This window comes from Bacillus sp. GbtcB14 (genome assembly GCF_019091205.1).
GTDB classification, from domain to species: Bacteria; Bacillota; Bacilli; order Bacillales; family Bacillaceae_G; genus Bacillus_A; species Bacillus_A cereus_AG.
This window is the reverse complement of the sequence record NZ_JAGXJT010000003.1, coordinates 571,272-595,786: the sequence shown is the minus strand read 5'-3', so window position 1 is coordinate 595,786 and position 24,515 is coordinate 571,272. Positions and strand designations below refer to the sequence as shown.

The window sequence follows — 24,515 nt, the reverse complement described above, 5'->3', positions numbered from 1 at the left end:
CAAAAGGGTAATTATACTTATTTCATAAAACCAGCCACAAGCATTCGCCAAAAATTACTCGATTTCCCTTCATACCCAATTTGAAAAATAGGTACCTTTATAATTGATAACCATTTTGGTGTTTGTTTTTCTTTATAACACTGGTACTGTAAAATAAGCTTGTCCAATTCTTGACTCACTTGAATCGTCTCCATACTATTTAACCCACTCGTTAAACCTAATTGAATCATTTCTTCACGTTTCATATGAATATCACGTGAAAGCTTTTCTAATGTGTACTTCCTTTTTACAGTAAACATTCATATCCCCCTTATTATACTTCCATGCTCTCAACTTCACTTCTCCATCGGCCTTTTTAACTACTTAATCATATTTGAATTTGAAGAATCAGAAAATTTAACATTTTCTCCCTGTAATTTACAAATCTTTACCCTCACTTTGAGAATTATTACAAATTATTCTATCTTTGTAAATACATTCGCAATAATAGACATTTTTTTCATCTTCTTTTTTTACAAATACCAATTAAATAGCGGATTCTCTATTTTCCATATACTTTTCTTCGACATTTTTTGTTTAATTTATGTAAAAACGCAAAACATAATGATGATTGATAAAGTGAAATTTAATCATTGGGGATTTTGTTCATTCCTCACTGCTCGCAAATAGCGGGATAAAATAGAAAGGAACTATTTATATGCGCAAATATACGATTGCATTGCTTATATTTACTATGTTCTTACCATCCTTCTTATTTCCTGTTCAAGCAAAGGCCCATACAAACAAAGTCGCTATTGTCATTGATGACTTCGGCAATAACATGAAGGGGACTGATAAAATGTTATCACTTCCTATTCCACTGACTGTTGCGGTTATGCCTTTTCTCCCTTCCACAAAGGAAGATGCGATAGCGGCTCATAAGAAAGGGCACGAAGTTATTATACATATGCCAATGGAACCTATTAAAGGTAAAAAAGAATGGCTTGGACCAAAAGCAATTACAACTGATTTAAGCGACGAAGAAATAAATAACAGACTCGAACAAGCGATTCAAGAAGTACCACATGCAATTGGGATGAACAATCATATGGGATCAAAAGTGACCGCGGACGAAAGAATTGTAAGGCTTATACTTGCAGCTTGTAAAAAACACGGTTTATTTTATTTAGATAGCAAAACAAATCCTAAGAGTGTTGTCCCAAAAATCGGGAAAGAATTAGGAGTTCCTATTATTGAAAACCAATTATTTTTTGATGATGTGTATACGGCGGCACATATTTCAAAACAAGCCCAATTACTCATTAAAAAACTTCAAGAAAAACCGATTATGGTAGCTATCGGACACGTTGGACCTCCAGGTGAAATTACATCACGTGTTATAGAAACTTCTATTCCTAAAATTCGTGAACATGCAGATTTTATTTTTTTATCTGATTTAGCATTATCTCCGCCTCCTGTTTCAAAATAAGATTCATTATCCACACTAAAAAAGGTACCAATCTGCATATAGCAAATTGGTACCTTTCTTTTCCCCCTTAAATATAATCTACATGACTCACCCTGAATCCTTTTTTCTCTATTTTTTCGATTAATTGCTTCAATCTTTTTTCATTTAACTCATCTGCTATATTTACGATAACGCGGCGAATATATTGATCACCGTTATCTAGCGTAAATAACCCACCGATATTAAAAGCTTTCAACAATGTCCCAAGTTCTTTAATCGTTCCCTTACAATCTTGTGTTGCAATTGTTAATATATAACCACCCGTCCGCATACCGAATGAATCTTCAATAACATCAAATATATTAGAATGCGTTAAGATACCGACAAATTCATTATAGTCATTTAGCACAGCTAAAAATGGAAGTCGACGAATAACATAAAATGCTCTAAAAAAAGAATCCTTTTCAAAAATAAATGCAGAGGAATCTTCTAGCATATGTTTCGTACTTAATTTCTCTAATCCGCTATTACACTTCTTTTCTAAAAGATCTACTTTATAAGTAATCCCCATGAATTTCTTTTCATCTTCTGCTAATACAGGGATTGCTCGAAATCCCGTTTCATTCATAATGCGCAAAGCCTCTTCACCTGAATCGTTTATTTTGCAAAATGTTACTTGCTGTTTTGGCAGAAAATGATATTTAACTCGCAAAATATGTTCCTCCTTACATGTCAACATGTAATCTATATATAATAAGGAGACCTATATTTTATGAGTAAAATTATTTTTTAAAACGCTTTCATTTATTTATTGACTTGTAACGCCATCACAAACATTTTATATAACAGAGCTCTTTGCACCTTTTATCATTAACAACTTCACATGGTAATTCATTAAATACTCTATACCCTCTAGCCATTTTTTCGCTTCTTCTGGAGTTTTCCCCCACACAATCATGCCATAATTATGAACAAGAACTACTCCTCCACCTTCAATAAAATTCGGCACATTATTTTCTAATAAATCAGCGAATTTTTTCTCATCTTCTACAATGGGAATTGTCATTTCTGTTATACCTTCTTTTCCAAAAACACGTTCCACACTACGTTTATCGAATGTTACTTCTCCTTCTTCTCCATATAACTCTGAAATTAAGTGACTATCTACAGTCTGTACTTGTAAAATACATTCTGCACTACTTTTTTTATAAATATCCGCATGCATAAATGATTCCGCAGCTGGTTTTCCTTCGTTTTCAAATACTGGCTCACACATACAATTTACAACAATAAAATCTTCTTCTGAAAATAAACCTTTATCTCTTCCCTCAACGTTTACTAAAAAAGTTAACGGCTCTTTTGACGTACAGAGTGATAAACTAATTTTTGTACCATAAAACCAATCACGAAGTGCCAATTCAGATTTCACATCTTTTAATTCATTCCATTTCTTTAGAAAAAATAACATTTCGTCACCCCCGGCGTAATATTTATATAATGTTCGAATCCTTTTTATGTAAAAGGAATATTTTTTGATTATTCTAAAAATTTAATTGAATTATCACATGAGAATGCCTTTTTGTCAATATAGTTTCATAGCTCTTCTTTAAAATGGGCCATTCATATGTCTATACTCCTGTCTATTGCCTATTTCATTTTATACATAAAAAATACGTTATTCTTTTTAAATCAAAGAATAACGTATTTTTTCATCTTTTATTTCGTTATTGCGTTATATAAAAACTGTGCATATTGTTCACGTGTTACGAAATCATCACCTAAAAAGTTTCCTTTTCCATCACCTTTTGATATATTATTATCCGCTAACGTTTTCACATAACCTTCTGCCCAATGACCAGTTGGTACATCAATAAAGCTCTCTACACTCTTCTCATTTCCATTTAACTGAAATACTTTCTGTAATACTACTGACATTTCATATCGAGTTAATACTCCATCTGGACGGAACTGACCATTATCGTATCCAGTCATAATTCCAGCTTGTGCAACTGCCTCAATAGCCCCTTCATATGCATTCCCTTTCGTATCTGTGAACTTCGCTTTCTGTTCTAGATTACGCTCCAGCTTCAAGTACTTTTGTATTAAAACTGCTACTTGACCGCGCGTAATATTGTCACCAAATCCAAATTTTCCATTTCCATAGCCTACAAATAATTTTTCTTTCGCTAAATGATTAATTGCTTTCTCTGACCAATGCCCCTTTGGCAAATCTTTAAACTCTATTACTTCTTCGGCTACTTTTTCATTTACAACCTTTTGAATGACAGAACCAGTGAAGAAAATGCCTGTATCCGCAAATGGATCTTTCACTCCAAATTCATATACTTTCTCACCTGGTGTGCTCCATTTCACTGCATCGTTACTATACATACCACCATCACTCTTCAGACGGATTTTTGTAGAGATTTTACCATCCTTTTCGTATACAGGTACTTTCACTTCTTTATTTACTTCTGTTTCCTCTAAAAATACTTTTTGATTTTGAACATTAATGTAAGCTGTTTTACTTAGTTCTACAACTGGTCGAACATCACGGATTTCATTTGCAACAAAACTTAAATATACTAACTTATTCAAATTACTAACTGGCGATAAGTCTGAAATATAATTTGCTTCTAAATCAAGCTTTTGTAAGTTTACTAGCTTAGATAATGGAGTAATATCCTTTAACTCATTGTTAGGTAAGTGTAATTGTTTTAACTGTGTCATCTTACTTAGAGGAGTAACATCTTTTATTTCATTTTTCCCGATCCACAATTCTTCTAATTGCTTCATTTGCTCAATGCCGGATAAATCTTTAACTTTATTACGTGTTAATACTAAGTCCTTTAAAGGTAATGAATATAACGGTTTAATATCTTCAATTTGATTACCTGCTAAAGTTAAGTATGTTACATTTTTCAACACGCTTAATGGAGCAACATTCTTAATTTTATTATTTGCTAAATTCAAGTAATCTAGTTGTTCCATTTTCGATAATGCTGTTACATCTTCTATTTGGTTTCCTGATAGATATAAACTTTTTACATTTTTCATTTCAACTAATGGTGCAACATTTGTAATTTTATTATTACTTAAATCAAGAGATTCTAAATTATCCATCTTAACAAGTGGCGTTACATCTGAAAATTCATTACCACGCAAAGCTAAATGATTTAATTGCTTTAAGTTCGCAAAGAACGACGGGTCTGTTATTTTCGCATTCGCAACTGTTAAAGATTTTAAATTTGGCATATATTTTAATGCACTATAATCAAGAATCTCATTCGTATTTAAAAACAAGTCCTTTACTTGTAATAACTCTTCTTTCATAATTGGTGTATTTAAATCTTTTCTATTAAATACTTTTTTATTAACAAGTTCTCTTAATTTGTTATCTGTTATCATATTTTGATTATCAACTGGATTATCCGTTTCCGTATTGCCTGAATTAGAGTTATCATCTGGTTTCTCTGTTTCTTTGTCGCCTACAGTTGGATCTTTTATTTCAAATTGCACTTGATATTTGTGATCGTATCCAATAGCTGGAATAAGTATATGCATTTGCATATTATGCTTCTTCTCAAATTCACCAATTTCAAATTGAACTACTTTCGTCCCATTTTTTCTCTTATCTTCTGACAAAACTTTTACATCATGAAATACACCAGGCTGGTTTCTATCTTCTATTCTAAGATATTGAAAATAATCGCTATCTTGCATTGTTACAGTAACAATTTTTTTCCCAGCTGCAATCGCTACTTTAGGATCTTTTATATATTGAGAAACCATAGATGGCTCATCTTTTTGATCCTTATATATTTTAATCTCAGTATCATACGTGCGATCACTCGCTGCTGCTACCGATTGGTTTGCTTCAATTTTTATTGCTGCTAATGCTGGAGTAGAATACGCAGCAAATGGAATTACTAATGTTGTTGCTACTACTAACGCCTTCATATAATTTTTTTTCAAAATAATATCCCCTATCATATATAATTCTCATAATTGATAACCCTTATCAATTATCTACAAATAAATGATAATGAATCTCATTATCATTGTCAATGATAATATTACATTAAATTTATATTTCCAAAGATAAAAAATAAAAAACCCTTTATTCAAAGGGCCTTTTTACCTATCGTATGAAGAATTTCACTTTTTTCTTTTTCATTTATAACACCAATTTTTTGCAAAATATTTGCATACAATACAAGTTTATTATAGATCCGTTCTGACATACTTTCCCCTTCTTTCCTTCGACCAACTTTTTTTGTATTGGTAAATTATATGAAAGAGATGTGAAAATGTGTCCACTTTTTGCATAAATCCAAATCTTTTATCCCGCTTATTGCGGACAGTAAAATTCCCACCTCAAAATCAGGTGGGAGTTCAATTTATTTAGCAAATTGTCCATTGAATATTATGCTTTTTGACTTCCTCTTCAAAACTATAGGGCATTTTCTTATCACAAATGACATGTTGAATACGCGAAAACGCTGCTATTCGGTAATTTCCTTTTACCCCTACTTTTGTATGATCACATAAAATATATGTTTTCTCTGCTAATTTCATCATCGCTTCTGACAGTTTTGCCTTTTCTAATTCAAAACTAGAAACCCCAAAACCAGGTAACAATCCATCAATCGATACGAATGCTTTATGAAAATGAAATTGTTGGATTACTTGCTGCGAAATAGACCCTGACACACGTGAATGCTTTGGAGATATTTTTCCACCAATAAATAAAACTTCACCATGAAACATCTTTTTATTAATAGAAGAAATTAATTGTGTAGCTACTGGAAATGAACTTGTTACAATCGTTAAATTTTTACGATGAACAAGATATGGCACCATTTGAAGTGGTGTACTTCCATCATCAATCGCAATCACATCTCCATCTTCCACAAACGTTGCTGCTTTATACCCAATTCTCTTCTTCTCTTCTATATGCAGCATCTCTCGTTCTAACATTGGTGCCTCTATTCCAGCTCCCGGAAGTTGGACGGCTCCACCATACACTTTCTTCAACTTCTTTTCACGATCCAATTCTTCTAAATAACGGCGAATCGTCTCTGTTGATACAGCAAACTCTCTCGCTAATTCTGAAACTTTTACTTTCCCTTTAAACTCTACCTTCTCAAGAATGGTTCGCTTTCTTTCTTCACCTACTACAGACATAGCCTCACCCCATTGATTTCGACCTCATAAACTGCCTTACTTATACAAAGTTATAACTTTCTTTTTCAGTAAAAACTTCTTCATGAATATGAATACCACGCTTTACTAGTTCATCAAAAATAATTTGTGGATTTACAAAAGCTTCCTCAGGTGTCACAACTCCAACTTTATTTACATTCCCATTTGCGATTAAATCTGTAGCAATCCCAAATGGAATACCTACGTTTCTCGTATAAGCTCTTAATTTTTCCCATCCTACAACAGATCCATCAGATAACGGGTGTGTATGATATAATACGTGCCTTTGTTTCTCATTATTTTTCATACCTATTACTTCTACATGAAGTGCATAACCGTAAATTTCTGTTGCTTGTCCCTCTTCCGATTGCAATAAATACTTCGAAATACAATCCATAATGCCGATTTCTTCCCCATTTATTTCAACTTGATCATTACGCAATATACCATAATCATATAAAGCACGTACGAGCTGCATATTTTGCTTTGGCCAAGTCCCTCTCGTCTCTATCAGTTTGACGCCTTTATTTTTCAGTGCTTTTGCTAACGTAATCGTTTCAGAATGAGGGATTATATACTGCGTTCCCTTACCATAAGGCGCCGGTAATTCAATTTCTCTCGGACGCGCAAACGGAGGTACTTGCTTAAACTCACCATCTTCATACACTGTACGCGATGGTAAATGTGGATCATATTCATATGTCGTTGTTTCTGTAATTGATGCAGAAAAAGCAATCGGACGATACGAACCGTGACTGACACGAACTGATTCTACAGTATCTAGCTGATTTGCTGCATGCATTGCCATCATTTGCGTTACACCTGGCGTCATACCAAAACCAGGTAAACATGTTTTTCCGTTTTGAACAAATATAGAATGCGAATCATTTTCTTCACCAAATCCATTCAAATTCACACCGTGACAACCTGCTTCTGCAATACATCGAGTTGACAAACCATTTAGCTTTATCGTCGTGCCATCCATTACAATGTCATAGCCCTTCATTTTTGCAACCGTATCCTCATGATTCGTTACATCTACTTTCACAAAATCAACGCGAGGATCGTTGAGCCATTCTACTACTTTCAGGCCCTCTTCTTCATTAAAATCAGCTACTGTAATCGTCTCAAAAGATGAAAATTGCACTAAATCTAAAATTGCTTCACGACAAATTTTACCTGCTCCACCTAAGCAAAATACTTTCAACCTATAACAACTCCTTTAGCAATACTATCAACTAAGCGATTAATATCTGCCTCATGTACATCACCGATATTTCCAATGCGGAATGTATCTACTTTTGAAATTTTACCTGGATAAATAACAAATCCATCACACTTTAATTCATTGTATAACTGTCCAAAATCAAACCACTCTTCTGGATAAATGAAGGATGTAATAATAGGCGATTGATATTTTTCATCTACTAGTGGCTTAAATCCGATTTCTCTCATTCTATTCACTAATAGTTTTTGATTGTTATAATATCGATTGTAACGCGCTTTTACTCCGCCCTCTTTTTCTAATTCAAGTAGTGCTTGATAAAAAGCGTGTACAACATGTGTAGGTGACGTAAAACGCCATTTCCCATTTTGATTTTCCATCGTTTCCCACTGATCGTATAAATCTAATGATAATGAACGTGCCTGCCCTTTACATTTCAACAATTCATCGCGCTTTGCAATAACAAAGCCGAATCCAGGAACCCCTTGAATACATTTATTCGCACTACTAATCAAAAAGTCAATTTGCAACTCAGCGATATCTATTTCAATACCACCAAAACTACTCATTGCATCAACTAGTGTTACTTTTCCATATTGCTTCCCTAATTTACATACATCTACAATTGGATTGATAATACCTGTAGTTGTTTCACAATGAACAACTGCAATATGCGTAATCTCTTTATCTTGTTGCAATATCTTTTCTACTTCTGCAATATTAGTAGGCTCCCATTCTTCTGTTTGACTAACCACCACATCTATATGTAACATCTCTGCCATTTGTACAATGCGCTTACCGTACGCACCATTTGTACAAATAAGTAACTTTCCATTTTTAGGAATAACAGAACCAATTACGGCTTCAACTGAAAACGTACCGCTTCCTTGCATGAGAACAGTCGTATATTTCTCTTCTTCTTTCGTCGCTAACGATACAAGTTTAGATCTTACCTCTTGTACCATTTTGTTATATTCAGCATCCCACGTACACCAATCGTATAACATAACTTCTTTTACCGTTTTTGTTGTCGTTAATGGTCCTGGTGTTAATAATAAGTAATGATTTTCAGTCATGATCCTATTCCCCTTTTATGAAATAATAAGTTCTTGTTTCTCGATATGCTCCATTACGCTTTCGAGTCCCTGCATCGTTTCTATCGTAAAGTGCGCCCCATTTTCAATGAAACGATTGCGAACTACTTCTATTTTTTCACGAAGTTCTGCTGGATCCATATTCTCCACTTCCTCCTCAGTTAAACCGAGCTCGCTACTGCCAAGAATTACACCAACTGTCCACATACCAGCATTTCTTCCCTCTTTCATATCTGATACCGTGTCCCCAACTTTTATCATATGATTCATAGGATAGACACCAAGTTCCATCGCATTTTTATAACACATCCACGGATACGGACGACCCGCTGTAACATCATCTGGCGTGACAAGAAAATCAGGTTTATACCCTTGTAGCGCTGCTTCTTTTGCTACAATGTCCATCATTTCTCTCGTATAGCCAGTCGTTGAACCAATTTTAATTCCTCTTTCACGTAAAGAAGCAATCACTTCTTTTACTCCATGAATCGGCGACGCATAGCGCGGTAAAATAGCGAAGAGAATTTCTTCAAATTCCGCATACATCTCCTGAATGTCTGCTTCAGTTGGTAATTGTCCGAAAACACGATTCCACTCACTCGCAATACGAGGCATCTCTGTTAGTGCCCTAACATGATCAATTTTCAATAACCCCATTGGCTTACGAGCTTCTTCTGCAGTAATTTCAACACCGCGTTTATGGAAAATCTCCATAAATACTTCAAATGGTGCAAAACATCCATAATCAACTGTCGTACCTGCCCAATCAAAAATAACTGCTTCTATTTTCATTCAATCCATCACCCTTCTTATTTATCTTTTTTGCCATTGTGAAGTTCGGTTACGAAGTGCTTTCGTTCCCCATTCATATACAACTCTTACTACAATATTTGTAACAACAATAAGTACACTCATTGCAGCTGCTGGTGCTACATTTCCTGCATCATCCATATTTACAATTGATACGGCAGCTAGTTTAAAATCAGCTGCATATAGGAATACAACTGCCGAGACAGTTACCATTGAATTTACGAAGTAGTACATTACCATTTCTAAAATGGCTGGTAAACACATCGGTACCGTCACTCTAAAGAATGTTTTATAAAACGGAACCCCCATCGACTGTGAAACAAGTTCAAACTCTCGATCTAATTTCTTTAAAGCTGTCGTTGCCGTAACAAATGTTACAGAATAAAAATGAATGATATTGACTAGTACTAGCACAGCAATTGTTCCGTATAGAGAATGAAACGGATTCGTTACTGAAAGTCCAAAGATTTGTATGGTTGGTTGACTAAAGAAGAAGACATAGCCTAACCCAAGTACTAAACCTGGTATCGCTAACGGGACGATAGAGAAAAAGTAACCTGCTTTTCGGAAAAATTGCAGCTGATCTATTTTCTCAATCGCATAAGCGAACATAAATGTTAAAACCGCTCCAATAACCGCTGTAATTGCTGAGACAATTACGCTATTTTTAAATGCTTCAAGTCCATCTCCTGTTAAACTGGAAAAATTAAAATGCTCAAATGTAAAGCTCATATTATATGGCCATACTTTCACACTTGCAGCAATACCAACTGCCACAAATAATAGAATGATCATAAGCGTTACTACGCTACAATATACAAATGAAATAACATCTCGTTTCTTATTAGTTATTATTCTATAAGGTACTGATTTGGAAGATAAGAGATTCGCCTGCTTTCTTTGCGTAATGCGATCAACTGCAAATGCAAATATAGCTGGGATTAATAAAATCATTCCGACAGTTGCACCCATCGGCATATTTTGCTGCCCAATTACTTGCTTATATACGTCAGTAGCAAGTACATTATATTGCCCGCCAACAATTTTTGGTGCCCCAAAATCAGTGAAACTAAGTGTAAACACAACGAACATCGCACTAATTAATCCGTACTTTACACTAGGTAAAGTAACAGTGAAAAATTGTTTTGTTTTACTCGCCCCTAACATATTAGAAGCTTCATATAAACGATAATCAGAGCCTTGAAAAGCAATTAATAATATAAGAAATGCTTGCGGAAATGTATACATGACTTCAGCCATTACAATTCCTACTGGTCCATATAAAGGGATTTGTATCCCTTCAAACAAACCAAACATTCCTTTCGTTACTAACCCCTGATTACCAAATAAATATGTCAGTGCGATACCGTGCATCATCGTTGGTGCGAATAGTGGTAACAACGCAACATATTGAAATACACGCTTCCCAAACAAATTCGTACGAGCAATCGCATAGGCGTAAGCGAAAGCGAGTGTCACTGCAATAATTGTTGTCGCGCCCGAAATCCATATCGTATTTTGCAATGATTGAACTAACGTTGGTGTTGTGAAATATTTACTGAAATTCGCAACACCAATGAAAGCTCCATCTTTATCGTAAAAAGCTTGTGTAAACAATTGTAATAGGGGTAATACAAGCATGATCAAAAAAGCAAGAAGCATACCAATAATTAATAGTCTTTGTATCCACTCTTCTTTACCAATACGTCTCTTAATCTTTTTTTTCGTACTTTCTACCTTGAAATTTTCTAACATCTCCATCTATACAATGACCTTCTTTCCATATGACAACATATGATTTTCTGAGAAAGAGATTTGAATCGGCTTTCCTTTTCTAATAGCTGTTTTTTCTACTTCTGATGCCAATATATCTACTACAATTTTCTCATTATAAAGATGTGTTTTTTCTTCTACGACTCGCACTTCTGTCCGATATACAGATCCGCGAAATTCCATACTTTCCACAACTGTTTTAATACCATCGTTTTGTACAATTGTTACATGTTCAGGACGAATTGCATGTTCTTCATTATTTTTCGAAAAGAAATTAATAGAACCTATAAAATCTGCCACAAACGGATTGGCTGGTCTTTGATAAATCTCCTCTGGTGTTCCAATCTGCATAATTTCCGCATGATTCATTACAACAATTTTATCAGCCATCGTTAATGCCTCTTCTTGATCATGCGTGACCATAATAGTTGTTACTCCTACTTTTTCTTGCAAATCACGCATTTCTCTACGTAACTTTTCACGTACTTTTGCATCTAAAGCAGATAACGGCTCATCCAGTAACAAAATATCCGGAGACAGAGCGAGCGCACGTGCAAGTGCCACTCGCTGCTGTTGTCCACCAGACATTTGAGCAGGATATTTATCTTTTACATTCAGTAAATCAACTAGTTCTAACGCCTCTAGCGCTTTCTCTTTTACTTCTGCTTTTCCATATTTTTTTGTCTTTAAGCCGTATTCAATATTTTCAAGTGCTGTTAAATTCGGAAATAATGCATACGATTGAAACACCATTCCGAAGTTCCTCTTTCCAGGAGGTAATGCTGTAATATCTTTTCCATTCACAGCTATACTACCTGTTGTTGCCTCTTCTAACCCTGCTAAAATTCGAAGCAATGTCGTTTTCCCACAACCACTTGGGCCTAATAAACATACAAACTCATTTTTTTTCACAGTAAAAGAAATATCTTTTAACGCTGTAAATGCATCAAACTGTTTTTGAATGTGTTGAATTGATAAATATTCGCTCATTTTTTCTCTCTCCCACTCACTTACTTTTTCGGTTCTGCTTTTTGGCCAAACTCTTTTTCCCATTTTTCTAAAATTTTGTCACGATTTTCTGCTGCCCATTTAAAGTCATTCTTTTTGTATAACTTTTCTGTTACATCTTTCGGGAATCCATCTGGAAGTTTATAATCATTTTTAATTGTCGCAAATCCATTTTTCTCGAAGTATAACTTCATTACATCATCAGTAATTGCCCAATCTAAAAATGCTTGCGCTAATTTTTCATTTTTCGCATTATCTTTTTTAATAAGTGCGTTCGCTTCTACTTCCCATCCTAATCCTTCTTTCGGCAATACAACTTCAACTGGTGCACCTTTTTGTTTCTCTTTCAAAGCACTATAGACCATCGATACGCCAACTGGATATTCACCCGCGCCTGCTAATTTCGCTGGTTTTGATCCTGAGTGAGTATAAGTTGCCATATTATCATGAAGTTTCTTCATGTAATCCCAGCCTTTATCTTCACCCATAATTTGTAACCATGCAGAAACTGTTAAAAATCCTGTTCCAGAAGAAGCTGGATGTGGCATAACAAGCGTTCCTTTATATTCTGGTTTCGTTAAGTCTTCATATGATTCTGGCATCGGTAAATTTTTCTTCTTTAATTCTTCTTTATTTACAGCAATCCCTGTCATAAATGCAGTGTTTCCTACCCATTTTTCTGGTTGCTTATCATCTTTAAATTGCGGAAGAACACGATCTGCTCCTTTTGGAGAGTATCCTTTTAACATATCTTTTTTATCTAAAGCTAATAGACTAGATGCAGCTGTTCCCCATACAACATCTGCTTGTGTATTTTTTCCTTCAGCTAGCAATTTCGCTGTAATAACCCCAGTTGAATCACGAACAATGTTCAGTTTTACATCTGGATACTTCTGTTTAAAAGAATCAAGATAAATTGGTACAAGTTCTTCTTCGATCGCTGTGTAAACTGTCAATGATCCAGATAGTTTATCATCTTTCACTTTTGCCCCAGCGCTTTCTTCTTTCTTTGCCCCACACCCCATTAATAACGAAAATACCATTCCAGTTGCTACAGCTTTAAAGATTGTTTTTTTCACTGTCTCTCTCTCCTTTTACAAATCTTATGTACAATTCAAATATAAACAACTAGTGTAAAAGCAGTATTAAACCAACATTAATCTTTTGTTTGTTGTTTGTTTTTGTGTAATACGTTGCTACTTCTATGTTTTTTCGCATTTTTCTGCCAATGATGAACACTAAATTTACAAATAATTAAAAAAACCTTTATAATCCCACAAAAAAATGAGGCGTTTGTAAAAAACGCCTCATTTTTGTTTACCTTTTTTTGAATTACGATTTGCATACTTCGCGCTATTTTCTCCTTCATACTCTAATGCAAATTCTGCATCTGGTAAGCTTTCTTTCGGAGTTTTATTATTGTTGATTGCCGCATTTTGTTTCACTTTTCTTTTTACCAATACATTCACCTGCTCTTAAGGATTCACTTTCTACTCTAGTTTGAAGCAACACACAATAATTATTACTGGCAAGTGTTAACAAGTACATATGAACCGCTAGATGGAAATACTACCTATGAAGAAAGCATTATAAAAAGGAGCGATTATTTTGAAGAAGAAAGATAAAATTCAGTCACCAATTTTAGATGAAACGCTCCCGCATCAAATGAATTTCCCATCCTTTAAAGGAACAGGGAAGAAGATGCAACAACCTTTCATAAATCAATATGACGTCGTAATCGGAGACAGTAAATATGATTCCGAGAATAGTCCACTTCACAATTGGAGTGATGAAGTAGATCCTGCCATTATGGCTGGAGAAGAATGGATCCATCCTACAAATGATATTGGGTGGATTTCAGAAGAAAATCAAGAGTTGCTAAAAAAAGAAGTAACTAATAAGAAGGATGCTTTTATGCATCCGCAATTTGGTATTAACGACTAAAAAACCATTCTACCTATGTTAGGTAGAATGGTTTCATACTATCCAATAATAATTCTCTCTTTCGGGTATTTATAGCGAGGTGGCTGTTCTCTTCCACCACTAGCTAGTATAAATGTTAAAATACCGACACGCCCGATAAACATAAGTACAATGAGTACAAGTTTACCAACCGTTGTTAAATCTGGCGTAATACCTGTCGATAGGCCTGTCGTCCCGAAAGCCGAACACACTTCAACAATTAAACTCATAAGCGGTACGTTTTCCGTAATAGATAAAATAAATAGCGCTGTGGCACATAATAAAATCCCCATCGTCATAACGACAGATGCTTTCAGCACGTCCTCTTCATGTAGCTGACGTTTGAAGACTCTAACTGTTCTCCCGCCTCTTGCAAAAGTGTATAGTGATAATATGCTAACAGCAAATGTTGTTGTACGTATCCCGCCCCCAACCGAACTTGGAGATGCTCCTATAAACATTAATATACTCATAAATAAAAGCGTCGGTTGTGACAATTCACGTATATCCATCGTAGCAAGTCCACCACTTCGCGTCGTCACAGATTGGAATAATGTATAGAAAACTGTTTCATGCCATGACTTTCCTGCTAAAAAATGATTTCGTTCTAGTAAAAAAATCATGATTGTTCCAACGACAACGAGCGCAAAAAATGTTGTTGTCGTCAATTTTGTAAATAACGAAAAACGAAATAATTGCTGTCTCCTTTTACTAAGGAATTGTTTCACTTCCATTAATACAGGGAAACCAATCGCTCCTAAAATAATAAGTAACATATGAATCATTTGAACAATGTAATCTTTTTTATACGGAATTAGCGATTGTCCTGTTAAATCAAATCCGCCGTTCGTAGTTGCACTAACTGCCGCAAAGAAACCATGAAAATAAGCTTCTTGCCAAGTTGGAAAGTAAAGTAAGAATCTTGTACCTAATAATATCGCTCCAATAAGTTCTATCGAAATAATTACAATTAAAATAGAACGCATCAATTCTACAAGGCCTGATAAATTCCCTTGATTATGGTCTGCCATAATAAGTCTTCTTCTCTGCAAACCGATCTTTTTTCCCGTTATAATCCAAACGAATGTACCAAGTGCCATAATTCCTAAGCCGCCTAATTGTAAAATAAGGGCTAACATAATAATTCCTGCCGTAGTAAATGTATCTGAAATCGTAACAACAGACAGTCCCGTAACACTTACCGCACTAACAGATGTAAAGAGGGCATCGATAAATGTCCATTTCACACCAGACTTCGTAACAAACGGGAAACTAAGCAATATCACAGATACAACTACTGCTAATAAATAAAACAAAACAATGAGTTGTACAGGACGTAATTTTTGTAAAAACTTTTTTATATCTCTCATTCCATCACTTCGCTACCTTTTTTCTATCGATTAAATAAAGAAAAATCTTTACTTTCTTTATTTGTAAATAACTGCTCAAATAATTTGGCAAATACCATTCCATACACAGTTCCATTACCTCCATACGGCAATGCGTAAAATAAATTATGTATCTTTTTGTCTTCTTTTAAAATAGGGAGACCATCATGACTACCACCAAATGCTGCCGCCCAATAGTACTCTGCCTGTATATTCTTATACTGCGGGAACATCTCTTTTACAATGTTAATAAGGATGTCACGCTTATGCAATAATTTCGTATCACCAATTGTTTGAATTTGCATCGCTTCATCTAATCCGCCCACAACAATACGATTTTGATACGTTCGAAAATATAAGTAAGGCCGTGCTGTTTCCCAAATTAATGATTGTTCATGCCAGCCTTCAAATGAATCTACCTTATTTGTCACAACTGCATATGATGTTTCCACTGTTGTATTTTTTTCTTTCTTTCCGAAAAGTGCTTCATAACCTGTCGCCATAATAATATTCTTTGCGACAATTTGATTTCCTGTTTTCGTATAACAAATTAAATCATTTTGGCATTTTTTTATATGTATGGCCTCTGTATGCTCAAGTATAGTAGCTCCCATTTGATTTGCTTTATGCAAAAGGCTATGCGCTAATAAATACGGATTCACCTCGGCATCACCATGCGTATATAACGCTGCTTGTTTTATAAATGAATACTTCTTCTTCATATGTGAATCGGTAAAATATTCAACCGGGAATCCATAATGGCGTAACGTATTATATTCTTCTTGTAAAAATGATACATCCTCATTTCTACTTGCATAATACAAACTACTTCGCGGAATAAACTGGGGATCAATATCGAGAGTCGGTATAACTTGCTCCATTGTTCGTAACGCTTCGTAACAAAGCTTATATGCTCGTACCCCTTTTTTTTCACCAAATGTATGAATAAGTGAAGTTAATGATTTGTCATGAAGAAATTGTAGTAAACCTGTATTAGCAGCTGTGCTACCACAGGCGATTGCTCTTTTTTCAATGAGCGTAACACGCATTCCAATTTTCGCTAACGAATACGCTATATGAGCACCTGCTTCTCCGCTTCCGACTACAAGCACATCACATATCATATCATTTTCTAATGATGGATAACAAGGCATAGAAACTCCTGTATTCCAAAACAACTTACCAGTCATAAGTTTCATAATTATACTCCTAAAATATAAATTTCTCCTTTCTATGTTTTGTTATTACCCATAAAAAAATCCAACTAACATACGCTAGTTGGATTTTTATTTTTAATTAGAACGCTCCTCCAGCCAATTTCCAACCGTCGGATATGTTTGTTTTACCGCTGTTCCACCGTAAACGATCGACATATGTCCCGTTGGTAAGCATACATATTGTTTATCTGTGCTAGAAATATGATCTAGCAAAGCTTCTACTTGGCATGGCAAAGCGATATGATCACGTTTCGCAGAAATATTTAAGACATTTGCCTTAATATTTGCAAGGTCTACCTTTTGTCCGCGAATAACGAGTTCACCTTTCACTAATTTATTATTTTGATAAAAATCTCGAATCCATTGTCTATACGATTCACCTGGGAATGGAATACCGTCACCCACCCACTTTTGAACTAATTTCCAGCTTTCGACGAAGCGCTCATTTTCTGAACGATCGAGTAAAGCGACATATGGACCGACAAAGTTTGTGATTGGTTTTAACATCTTATTTCCGAAATCAATCATTTCTGGCGGAATATTTCCGAATGTATCAACCGCTTTATCTAAATTGAAATATTTCTCATCTAATAAAGGACCGTATAATCCTGTTTCAGAGAAATCAAAAGGACTTGTCATAAAGATTAAGTTGCGAATTGGCATGTGCGGATGAAGTGCCGCATAAATAGAAGTTAGCGTTCCACCCATGCAATAACCAAGTAAAGAAATCTCGTCCGATTTCGCAGTTCTCATTACTTTCTTCACTGCTTTTGCAATATAATCGAACACGAAATCATCAAATTTCAAATGACTATCTTCTAAACCAAATGTGCCCCAATCAAGCATATACACATCAAAACCACGATCTACTAAATATTCCACTAAACTATTTCCTGGAGTTAAATCCATAATATACGGTTTATTAATAAGCGCGTATATTAATAGGATTGGAACTCTCTGTGTTTTTTCTTGTTTTGGAATGTAACGATACAGCTTCGTTTTATTCTTCGTCCAAATAACTTCTTTTGGTGTTAAACCAACTTGTGGTTCTGGTTCGCGTAATAAAACTTCGCTCGCTCTTTTCACACGGCGATATGCTTTACGATATTCTTCTGGGTACAACTCCAATTGCTTTTCCCATTCCGTTACGAATGTAGTCATTTTTCTATCTCCTTTTTGGTCGATTTCTTTCTAAAAAAAGAAGTGCATTCCTGCTATGGATATGCACTTTTTTCTTACTTCATTACATGTATAATCCGCCGTTAATGTTTAATTGCTGACCTGTGATATACGCACCGTCACGGCATAGATATACTACACCTTTTGCAATTTCATCAGCTTGACCAAAACGTTTTTTCGGGATTTTCGCAACGATTTTTTGACGCACTTCTTCTGGTACTTCTGCTACCATTTCAGTATCAATAAATCCTGGGCAAATTGCGTTTACAGTTACATTTGTTCTTGCAAGTTCTAACGCTAATGATTTTGTAAATCCTAACATACCTGCTTTTGCTGCTGAGTAATTTGTTTGTCCAAATCCACCAGCTTGGCCAATAATAGAAGAAATACTAATGATTCTTCCTTCTTCTGCTTCCGATATGTATGGAAGTGCTGCGCTTGTCGTATTGAATACACTGCTTAAGTTCACGTCAATTACGCGCTCCCAATCTTCACGATTTAATTTTTTGAATGTACGATCTCTTGTAATACCAGCATTATTAACAAGAATATCAACTTTACCAAAATGATTCACAGCTTCTTCTACAAGTCTGTTTGCATCTTCTACTTTAGAAACATCCGCTTGAACTGCATAAACGTCATGTCCTTCTTTTCCTAATTCATTTACTAAGTTTTCAGCTGCTTCTTTACTGCTGTTATAGTTAATAACAACTTTTGCTCCCTCTTGTGCTAATGCTACTGTAATTGCTTTTCCAATTCCTTTTGCCCCACCTGTTACGATTGCTACTTTGCCATTTAATTGAACCATTTCTTTTCCCCCTTAAATGAATTTGTGAACGATTGTTATGAATCATTTTGGTACTCATATGAATAGAGTCCATATATTAATTATGTTTCGTTGTTTATACATGAAAAAGAGATTCTCCCTTTCCCTTTTACACGTTATAAACAAACGCTATTATTATTTTTTATTTTCCAGTTTATTCGCAGGCTTTACTTCTTCTTTTGCAGGTACTTGTAGTTTCGCTAGTACTGCATTTTGCTTTTCTAGTAACTCTAAAATTTGATCAACTTTCGTTTCTAGCGTGCGAATATCTTGTTTTACTTTCGTAACATCACGCTTTAATGTAGGAGCTTGTCCTAATGAATCCACTTTCTCTTCTAGAATTTCCTCAATGTTATCAACTTTATTTTCTAAGTTGATAACAAGCGTAGCTACTCTAGCGATATCCTCTCTCGTCGGCACATTCACCTGTTCTAAATAATTTTTTGTCGTATCATTTAATGCTTTTTGATAAAACAAATTCAAATCTAGAACGCTGCCCATCCAAGCAGAATATTCTTCTGTTTTAATTGTTTCATTGAGCGCTTTTCCCCAAAATGTTTCGGTTTGTTCATAAGCATTTTTCCATGCTTGCAATGGATCGAATTTTTGATCAATCACTTCGCCTACACTCCCTTTTTCGTTTTTGAAACAATTCAACCTATTCACTATTTTCTAATATTCTGAATAAAACTTCAAGTCTATATTTTATTTTTCTTTATTTTCCAACAAATGTATTGACATTAAAAACAGATAGGTGTAAATTGCACTTATAAGCAAAAAATTCCATCTAACTGATTCATGAGGTGATGCACAATCATGCTACATAATGAACCAGAACACCCAGAAAGTTTGGAAAAAAACCAAGCGAAACAACCAAACTCCATGCCAAAAAACTTCTTAGTTCCTTTCTTACTTCTCTGTCTAAAAGACTGGAGTCTTCATGGTTACAAACTCATTCAAATGCTAATGGACATCGGCTTTTCTTCTGTTGACCAAGGTAATGTGTATAGAACACTACGCAAATTAGAAAAGGAAAACCTTATTTCTTCTACTTGGGATACAAGCGAAGGCGGGCCAGCGAAACGAATTTATTCTTTAACAGAATATGGAGAGCAATATTTAACAACATGTGCGACTTCTTTTGAACATTATCAAAATATGTTGCGGACGTTCTTTACGTTATACACCAATGCATTCTTTCCATTTTCTACTTCTCCAGAAAAGGATGAAAAGGATTCTTCATCTTCACCTGGTGGTACAGCAGAGTAATCTGCGTTCACAATATGCAAAAAAACATTTGGAGGTCAAACAATGGAAACTAAGCCATACGAATTAGTCGATGCATTTTGGAAAAACTGGTCTCAATCTCTTTCCCTCTTCTCTTCAGCTGGGAAACAATTAGAGCAACTTACTTTAGAAACTTTAAAACAACAACAAGACGCTTTGCATAAATTAACATCAGGAGTAGATGAACTAGAAAAAGAACTACAACAATTCACTGCTCAGTTCAATAACCAATATACAGATTACGTGAAGCAATTAACTGGAAACTCCTTAAATGATCAAATTAACGAGTGGCAAGGGAAATGGAATGAACTTTCTACTCAAATGCATCAACTTACTGTTTCTCCTACGAAAACATCTTTGTCTATTCTTACTCAAACTAGCGGTCAATTTGAAGAAACAACAAAACAATTTATTGAACAACAACAATTACAACGTGACGAGGTTCAAAAACAGCTAAATGTTTTTTTGGGAGAGTTCAAGTCCAAACAACTAGAACTCGCAAAGCAGTTCGAGGAAAACTCAAAAAATTTATTTACTTCCATCAAGTAAGGAAAATGTGGGCGCTAACTGCAGCACAAACAAAACTCTTTCTTCCTCCTACTACATCAAGATGGCTAGCATTTTTCGATATGGAAAAGAAGGAGGCCAAAATGAATCCATTTCAAGAAGCACAAACTGTTCCGGAGCTTCGTTATGATGAGATTCAAGTCGGTGATCAAGCATCCCTTACAAAAACTATTACGGATGAGGACGTTATTAATTTTGCAAAATTAACTGGAGATGTGAATCCTATTCATATTTTAGATTCTTTTGCAAAAACGACAATGTTTAAAGAACGTATTGCTCATGGCATGCTCGTTTCCAGTTTCATTTCGACGATTCTTGGAACGAAACTTCCTGGCAAAAACACGATTTATTTATCTCAAAACGTTTCATTCCGTGCTCCTGTCAAAATTGGTGATACACTTCGCGTTGTGGCAGAAGTCATTAAAAAACGAGACGATAAAAAAATCATTACGTTGCAAACAAACATATATAATCAATCCGGTGATATTGTCGTGGAAGGTACAGCGACAATACTGAAAAAAGAGTAGCAAATTTGCTACTCTTTTTTCTATCCAATAACTTCTAATCACACCGATTACTTCCGCGTATGAGTACGTCGTTTCCACATAAAATAACGTTACCAGTTTAGATAGGTACTTAGCTGAACTGGACTACTTATAAGGATGTGTATCAACATGGTAAAAACAAACAAATTACTAGTTCCAGGTGCAGAACAAGCGCTTGAACAATTTAAATATGAAATCGCACAAGAATTCGGTGTTAGCTTAGGTTCTAATACAGCATCTCGTTCTAACGGTTCAGTTGGCGGTGAAGTAACGAAACGACTTGTTGCTTTAGCTCAACAACAATTACGTGGATAATACTATACCATATGGCTTAGAGGCAGATATTCTCTGCCTCTTTCTATTTTTAACATACATAATCGTGCTTTTTCACATACTAGTAAGAGCAAACTGAAAGGAACGATATGTAACATGAAACGGATTAATATTAGCATGAGTCCTCCCCGTGTTCTTACTTTGTCTTTTATTATGTTATCAATTATCGGTACATGCTTATTAAAGCTACCAATTGCTACAACAACGTCTATTTCATGGCTCGATGCTTTATTTACAACCGTTTCTGCTTGTACGGTTACAGGGCTTGGTGTTGTAGACACAGGAAAAGTATTTACCTTATTTGGCCAATGTGTCATTTTAACGCTTATACAAGTGGGCGGACTTGGCATTATGAGCTTTGCCGTTTTAATTGCGATTATGCTTGGCAGAAAAATTGGTCTTCAAAACCGAATTTTACTGCAACAAGCGTTAAATCAAACAAACATTGGTGGCGTCATTCGTCTTGCCAAAGCATTATTTTTATTCTCTTTTACAGTCGAATGTATCGCTACCTTGATTCTTTCTTTTGAATGGGTACCAAAATACGGGATTGCTAAAGGGATCTATTATAGCTTTTTTCATTCGATCTCTGCTTTTAACAATGCTGGTTTTTCTGTGTGGAGCGATAATTTAATGTCCCATTCTCATAGCATTCTTGTCAATCTCGTTATTTCCTCCCTCATTATTTTAGGTGGGATTGGTTTTACAGTAATCGTAGATATAAAAAGAAAGAAAAATTTTAAAAACCTTACACTACACTCAAAACTTATGCTCTCTTCTACTCTAATCGTCAATATTATTGCGACTATTTTTATTTTTATATTCGAGTTCCACAATTCCCTTTCTATGAGAGGCTTTACCCCATTTGAAGAAGGCATGGCCGCTTATTTCCAGGCGGTTTCAACTCGTACTGCCGGGTTTAATACAATTGATATTTCTGCATTATCAAAGCCTTCCCTACTATTAATGATGCTCCTTATGTTTATTGGCGCTGGTAGTGCTTCAACTGGTGGTGGAATTAAGTTAACAACCTTTTTAATCATGTTTTTTGGGGTATTTAAATTTTTACAAGAACAAAATGATATTGTCGTGTTTAAAAAATCTATTAAAGATACTCTCATTGTCAAAGCATTGACCATCACTATTATTTCCATCTCATTTATCTTTTTTGCTATTTTAATTTTAAGTATTACTGAGCGAGTTCCTCTATTGATGAGTGCTTTCGAAGTATTTTCAGCATTTGGGACTGTCGGTCTCAGTATGAATTTCACACCACACCTAACTATGATTGGAAAAGCTATTATCATCTTTATGATGTTTTTTGGGAAAATGGGACCTTTAACATTGGCTTTTTCATTTGCACGTAAAAAGAACCGAAAAATAAAATATCCGAATGAAGATATTTTAACAGGTTGACAACCGTATAAATTATCCATATAATGAGAGTACAATAGCATATCTCCAAAGGGGAGTAGCGTCCAAGAATATTTCTTGGAAACAAAGTCGTCATTACGTAGAACTTAGTTCTTCCGGCTTTGTTGGCATTTTCATTACATATGTCTAGCAAGACCTTTGCCTATTAACGGCAGAGGTCTTTTTTGTATTCATTACCAAATTCTTCCAAAGTTAATAGGTAGGAGTATGGGGAAACTAAATAGTGGGGAAATTCTTCACTTATTTAGTACTTATAGAAATGAGAGGAGAATTTACATGGATGTATCATTATTATTGGAGTATGGTTGGGTATTACTCATCCTAATTGCACTTGAAGGGATTTTAGCGGCTGATAACGCTCTTGTTCTTGCAATTATGGTAAAACATTTACCAGAAGAAAAACGAAAGAAAGCACTATTTTATGGATTAGCGGGGGCATTTGTTTTCCGATTCGGATCGTTATTTATGATCTCGTTCTTAGTCGATGTATGGCAAGTGCAAGCAATTGGTGCCATTTACCTTATGTTTATTGCTGGTAATCACTTATTTAAAACGTATGTTAAAAAGAATACGGATGAAGAAGCAGAAGAAAAAGAAGCAAAGAAAAAACAAGAGAATTTTTGGTGGACTGTATTTAAAGTTGAGGTTGCTGATATCGCCTTCGCGGTTGATTCAATTTTAGCTGCTGTTGCATTAGCAATGACTTTACCAAAAACAGGATTAGGTACAGTTGGTAGTCTTGATACTGGGCAATTCGTTGTTATCTTTGTAGGTGGACTTATCGGATTAATCATTATGCGATTTGCAGCAACTGCTTTCGTACAAATCTTAAAACGTAAACCAGGACTTGAAACTGCAGCATTCTTAATTGTAGGTTGGGTTGGTGTGAAGTTAGCAGTTTATACATTAGCACACCCTGCATTAAATGTAATTCCGCATTCATTCCCAGAATCTACACCATGGAAACTTACATTCTGGATTGTATTAGTTGGAATCGCAGTTGGCGGTTGGTTCTTCTCGAAAGAAGTAGAAGTAAAAGTAGAAAAGAATTTAGACGAAAAAGCGCTGTAATTACAGCGCTTTTTCTTTTTTCCCTTCCTCCTCTCAATGTCCAGAAAAAATTCCATTATACTATCTTTTGTAAACGTTTTCTTAATGCATGTATGTCCTTTTTGTGAAACATTGCACAAACTTATTGAAACTAAGAACAATTCC

25 protein-coding genes and 1 riboswitch are annotated in these 24,515 nt (G+C 35.0%); of the genes, 8 read left to right on the top strand and 17 right to left on the bottom strand.

What is annotated here, in order from left to right:
* Nucleotides 1-17: 17 nt before the first annotated feature.
* Nucleotides 18-299: an aspartyl-phosphate phosphatase Spo0E family protein gene (locus KVT31_RS11980; protein ID WP_000495532.1), complete on the bottom strand. Its 282-nt coding sequence runs from the start codon at nucleotides 297-299 to the stop codon at nucleotides 18-20.
* A gap of 398 nt (nucleotides 300-697) precedes the next feature.
* On the opposite strand from KVT31_RS11980, the gene KVT31_RS11975 reads away from it, so the two are divergent.
* A complete protein-coding gene (locus KVT31_RS11975) occupies nucleotides 698-1,468 on the top strand; it encodes a divergent polysaccharide deacetylase family protein (protein ID WP_001234116.1) in 771 nt (256 codons plus the stop codon).
* 67 nt (nucleotides 1,469-1,535) lie between these two features.
* On the opposite strand, the gene cbpA is transcribed toward KVT31_RS11975, so the two are convergent.
* From cbpA to KVT31_RS11920, 11 genes are all read right to left on the bottom strand, one after another.
* Nucleotides 1,536-2,159: a cyclic di-AMP binding protein CbpA gene (cbpA, locus tag KVT31_RS11970; protein WP_088095654.1), complete on the bottom strand. Its 624-nt coding sequence runs from the start codon at nucleotides 2,157-2,159 to the stop codon at nucleotides 1,536-1,538.
* 126 nt (nucleotides 2,160-2,285) lie between these two features.
* A complete protein-coding gene (locus KVT31_RS11965; protein WP_088095653.1) occupies nucleotides 2,286-2,915 on the bottom strand; it encodes a class II aldolase/adducin family protein in 630 nt (209 codons plus the stop codon).
* 248 nt (nucleotides 2,916-3,163) lie between these two features.
* The gene (locus KVT31_RS11960; protein ID WP_088095652.1) at nucleotides 3,164-5,440 is read right to left on the bottom strand and encodes an NEAT domain-containing leucine-rich repeat protein; all 2,277 of its coding nucleotides are present in this window, start codon (nucleotides 5,438-5,440) and stop codon (nucleotides 3,164-3,166) included.
* 411 nt (nucleotides 5,441-5,851) lie between these two features.
* A complete protein-coding gene (locus KVT31_RS11955; protein ID WP_088095651.1) occupies nucleotides 5,852-6,634 on the bottom strand; it encodes a DeoR/GlpR family DNA-binding transcription regulator in 783 nt (260 codons plus the stop codon).
* A 40-nt stretch (nucleotides 6,635-6,674) separates the two neighbouring features.
* Complete coding sequence (locus tag KVT31_RS11950) at nucleotides 6,675-7,859, bottom strand: saccharopine dehydrogenase family protein (protein WP_088095650.1); 1,185 nt, start codon at nucleotides 7,857-7,859, stop codon at nucleotides 6,675-6,677.
* Nucleotides 7,856-8,953 (bottom strand): 2-aminoethylphosphonate--pyruvate transaminase, encoded by a 1,098-nt coding sequence (phnW, locus tag KVT31_RS11945; protein ID WP_088095649.1) that lies wholly within the window; start codon nucleotides 8,951-8,953, stop codon nucleotides 7,856-7,858. The genes KVT31_RS11950 and phnW overlap by 4 nt, the downstream gene beginning before the upstream one ends.
* 15 nt (nucleotides 8,954-8,968) lie before the next feature.
* The gene (phnX, locus tag KVT31_RS11940; RefSeq protein ID WP_088095648.1) at nucleotides 8,969-9,763 is read right to left on the bottom strand and encodes a phosphonoacetaldehyde hydrolase; all 795 of its coding nucleotides are present in this window, start codon (nucleotides 9,761-9,763) and stop codon (nucleotides 8,969-8,971) included.
* Nucleotides 9,764-9,784: 21 nt separating this feature from the next.
* On the bottom strand, nucleotides 9,785-11,542 hold the full coding sequence (locus KVT31_RS11935) for a putative 2-aminoethylphosphonate ABC transporter permease subunit (protein ID WP_140392388.1): 1,758 nt from the start codon (nucleotides 11,540-11,542) through the stop codon (nucleotides 9,785-9,787).
* On the bottom strand, nucleotides 11,543-12,544 hold the full coding sequence (locus KVT31_RS11930; protein ID WP_061678860.1) for a putative 2-aminoethylphosphonate ABC transporter ATP-binding protein: 1,002 nt from the start codon (nucleotides 12,542-12,544) through the stop codon (nucleotides 11,543-11,545).
* Nucleotides 12,545-12,564: 20 nt separating this feature from the next.
* Nucleotides 12,565-13,641 carry a putative 2-aminoethylphosphonate ABC transporter substrate-binding protein gene (locus KVT31_RS11925; protein ID WP_088095647.1) on the bottom strand — a complete coding sequence of 359 codons (1,077 nt, stop codon included), beginning with the start codon at nucleotides 13,639-13,641 and terminating at the stop codon, nucleotides 12,565-12,567.
* A gap of 228 nt (nucleotides 13,642-13,869) precedes the next feature.
* The gene (locus tag KVT31_RS11920; RefSeq protein ID WP_000240799.1) at nucleotides 13,870-14,022 is read right to left on the bottom strand and encodes a hypothetical protein; all 153 of its coding nucleotides are present in this window, start codon (nucleotides 14,020-14,022) and stop codon (nucleotides 13,870-13,872) included.
* A 148-nt stretch (nucleotides 14,023-14,170) separates the two neighbouring features.
* On the opposite strand from KVT31_RS11920, the gene KVT31_RS11915 reads away from it, so the two are divergent.
* Complete coding sequence (locus KVT31_RS11915; RefSeq protein ID WP_061678858.1) at nucleotides 14,171-14,506, top strand: DUF3905 domain-containing protein; 336 nt, start codon at nucleotides 14,171-14,173, stop codon at nucleotides 14,504-14,506.
* A gap of 38 nt (nucleotides 14,507-14,544) precedes the next feature.
* On the opposite strand, the gene KVT31_RS11910 is transcribed toward KVT31_RS11915, so the two are convergent.
* The 5 genes from KVT31_RS11910 to phaR all read right to left on the bottom strand — a co-directional run bounded on the left by KVT31_RS11910 (nucleotide 14,545) and on the right by phaR (nucleotide 19,752).
* Nucleotides 14,545-15,894: a TrkH family potassium uptake protein gene (locus KVT31_RS11910; protein ID WP_088095644.1), complete on the bottom strand. Its 1,350-nt coding sequence runs from the start codon at nucleotides 15,892-15,894 to the stop codon at nucleotides 14,545-14,547.
* A gap of 23 nt (nucleotides 15,895-15,917) precedes the next feature.
* Entirely contained in the window at nucleotides 15,918-17,111 is a 1,194-nt protein-coding gene (locus KVT31_RS11905; RefSeq protein WP_088095643.1) for an NAD(P)/FAD-dependent oxidoreductase, read from the bottom strand.
* A gap of 93 nt (nucleotides 17,112-17,204) precedes the next feature.
* The gene (gene phaC / locus KVT31_RS11900; RefSeq protein ID WP_000206842.1) at nucleotides 17,205-18,290 is read right to left on the bottom strand and encodes a class III poly(R)-hydroxyalkanoic acid synthase subunit PhaC; all 1,086 of its coding nucleotides are present in this window, start codon (nucleotides 18,288-18,290) and stop codon (nucleotides 17,205-17,207) included.
* 82 nt (nucleotides 18,291-18,372) lie between these two features.
* Entirely contained in the window at nucleotides 18,373-19,116 is a 744-nt protein-coding gene (locus KVT31_RS11895) for an acetoacetyl-CoA reductase (protein WP_088095642.1), read from the bottom strand.
* Nucleotides 19,117-19,269: 153 nt separating this feature from the next.
* Complete coding sequence (gene phaR / locus KVT31_RS11890) at nucleotides 19,270-19,752, bottom strand: polyhydroxyalkanoic acid synthase subunit PhaR (RefSeq protein WP_088095641.1); 483 nt, start codon at nucleotides 19,750-19,752, stop codon at nucleotides 19,270-19,272.
* A 198-nt stretch (nucleotides 19,753-19,950) separates the two neighbouring features.
* Between phaR and phaQ the strand changes: the two genes are divergently transcribed.
* The 6 genes from phaQ to KVT31_RS11860 all read left to right on the top strand — a co-directional run bounded on the left by phaQ (nucleotide 19,951) and on the right by KVT31_RS11860 (nucleotide 24,371).
* Complete coding sequence (gene phaQ, locus KVT31_RS11885; protein ID WP_000903018.1) at nucleotides 19,951-20,403, top strand: poly-beta-hydroxybutyrate-responsive repressor; 453 nt, start codon at nucleotides 19,951-19,953, stop codon at nucleotides 20,401-20,403.
* A gap of 42 nt (nucleotides 20,404-20,445) precedes the next feature.
* Nucleotides 20,446-20,970 carry a polyhydroxyalkanoic acid inclusion protein PhaP gene (phaP, locus tag KVT31_RS11880; RefSeq protein ID WP_088095640.1) on the top strand — a complete coding sequence of 175 codons (525 nt, stop codon included), beginning with the start codon at nucleotides 20,446-20,448 and terminating at the stop codon, nucleotides 20,968-20,970.
* 101 nt (nucleotides 20,971-21,071) lie between these two features.
* Entirely contained in the window at nucleotides 21,072-21,515 is a 444-nt protein-coding gene (locus tag KVT31_RS11875) for a MaoC family dehydratase (protein WP_001067917.1), read from the top strand.
* A 147-nt stretch (nucleotides 21,516-21,662) separates the two neighbouring features.
* A complete protein-coding gene (locus KVT31_RS11870) occupies nucleotides 21,663-21,848 on the top strand; it encodes an alpha/beta-type small acid-soluble spore protein (RefSeq protein ID WP_000241212.1) in 186 nt (61 codons plus the stop codon).
* A gap of 114 nt (nucleotides 21,849-21,962) precedes the next feature.
* Nucleotides 21,963-23,282 carry a TrkH family potassium uptake protein gene (locus KVT31_RS11865; RefSeq protein ID WP_088095639.1) on the top strand — a complete coding sequence of 440 codons (1,320 nt, stop codon included), beginning with the start codon at nucleotides 21,963-21,965 and terminating at the stop codon, nucleotides 23,280-23,282.
* A 38-nt stretch (nucleotides 23,283-23,320) separates the two neighbouring features.
* Nucleotides 23,321-23,486: riboswitch (yybP-ykoY riboswitch) on the top strand.
* A gap of 90 nt (nucleotides 23,487-23,576) precedes the next feature.
* On the top strand, nucleotides 23,577-24,371 hold the full coding sequence (locus KVT31_RS11860; RefSeq protein WP_088095638.1) for a TerC family protein: 795 nt from the start codon (nucleotides 23,577-23,579) through the stop codon (nucleotides 24,369-24,371).
* The last annotated feature ends 144 nt before the right edge of the window (nucleotides 24,372-24,515 follow it).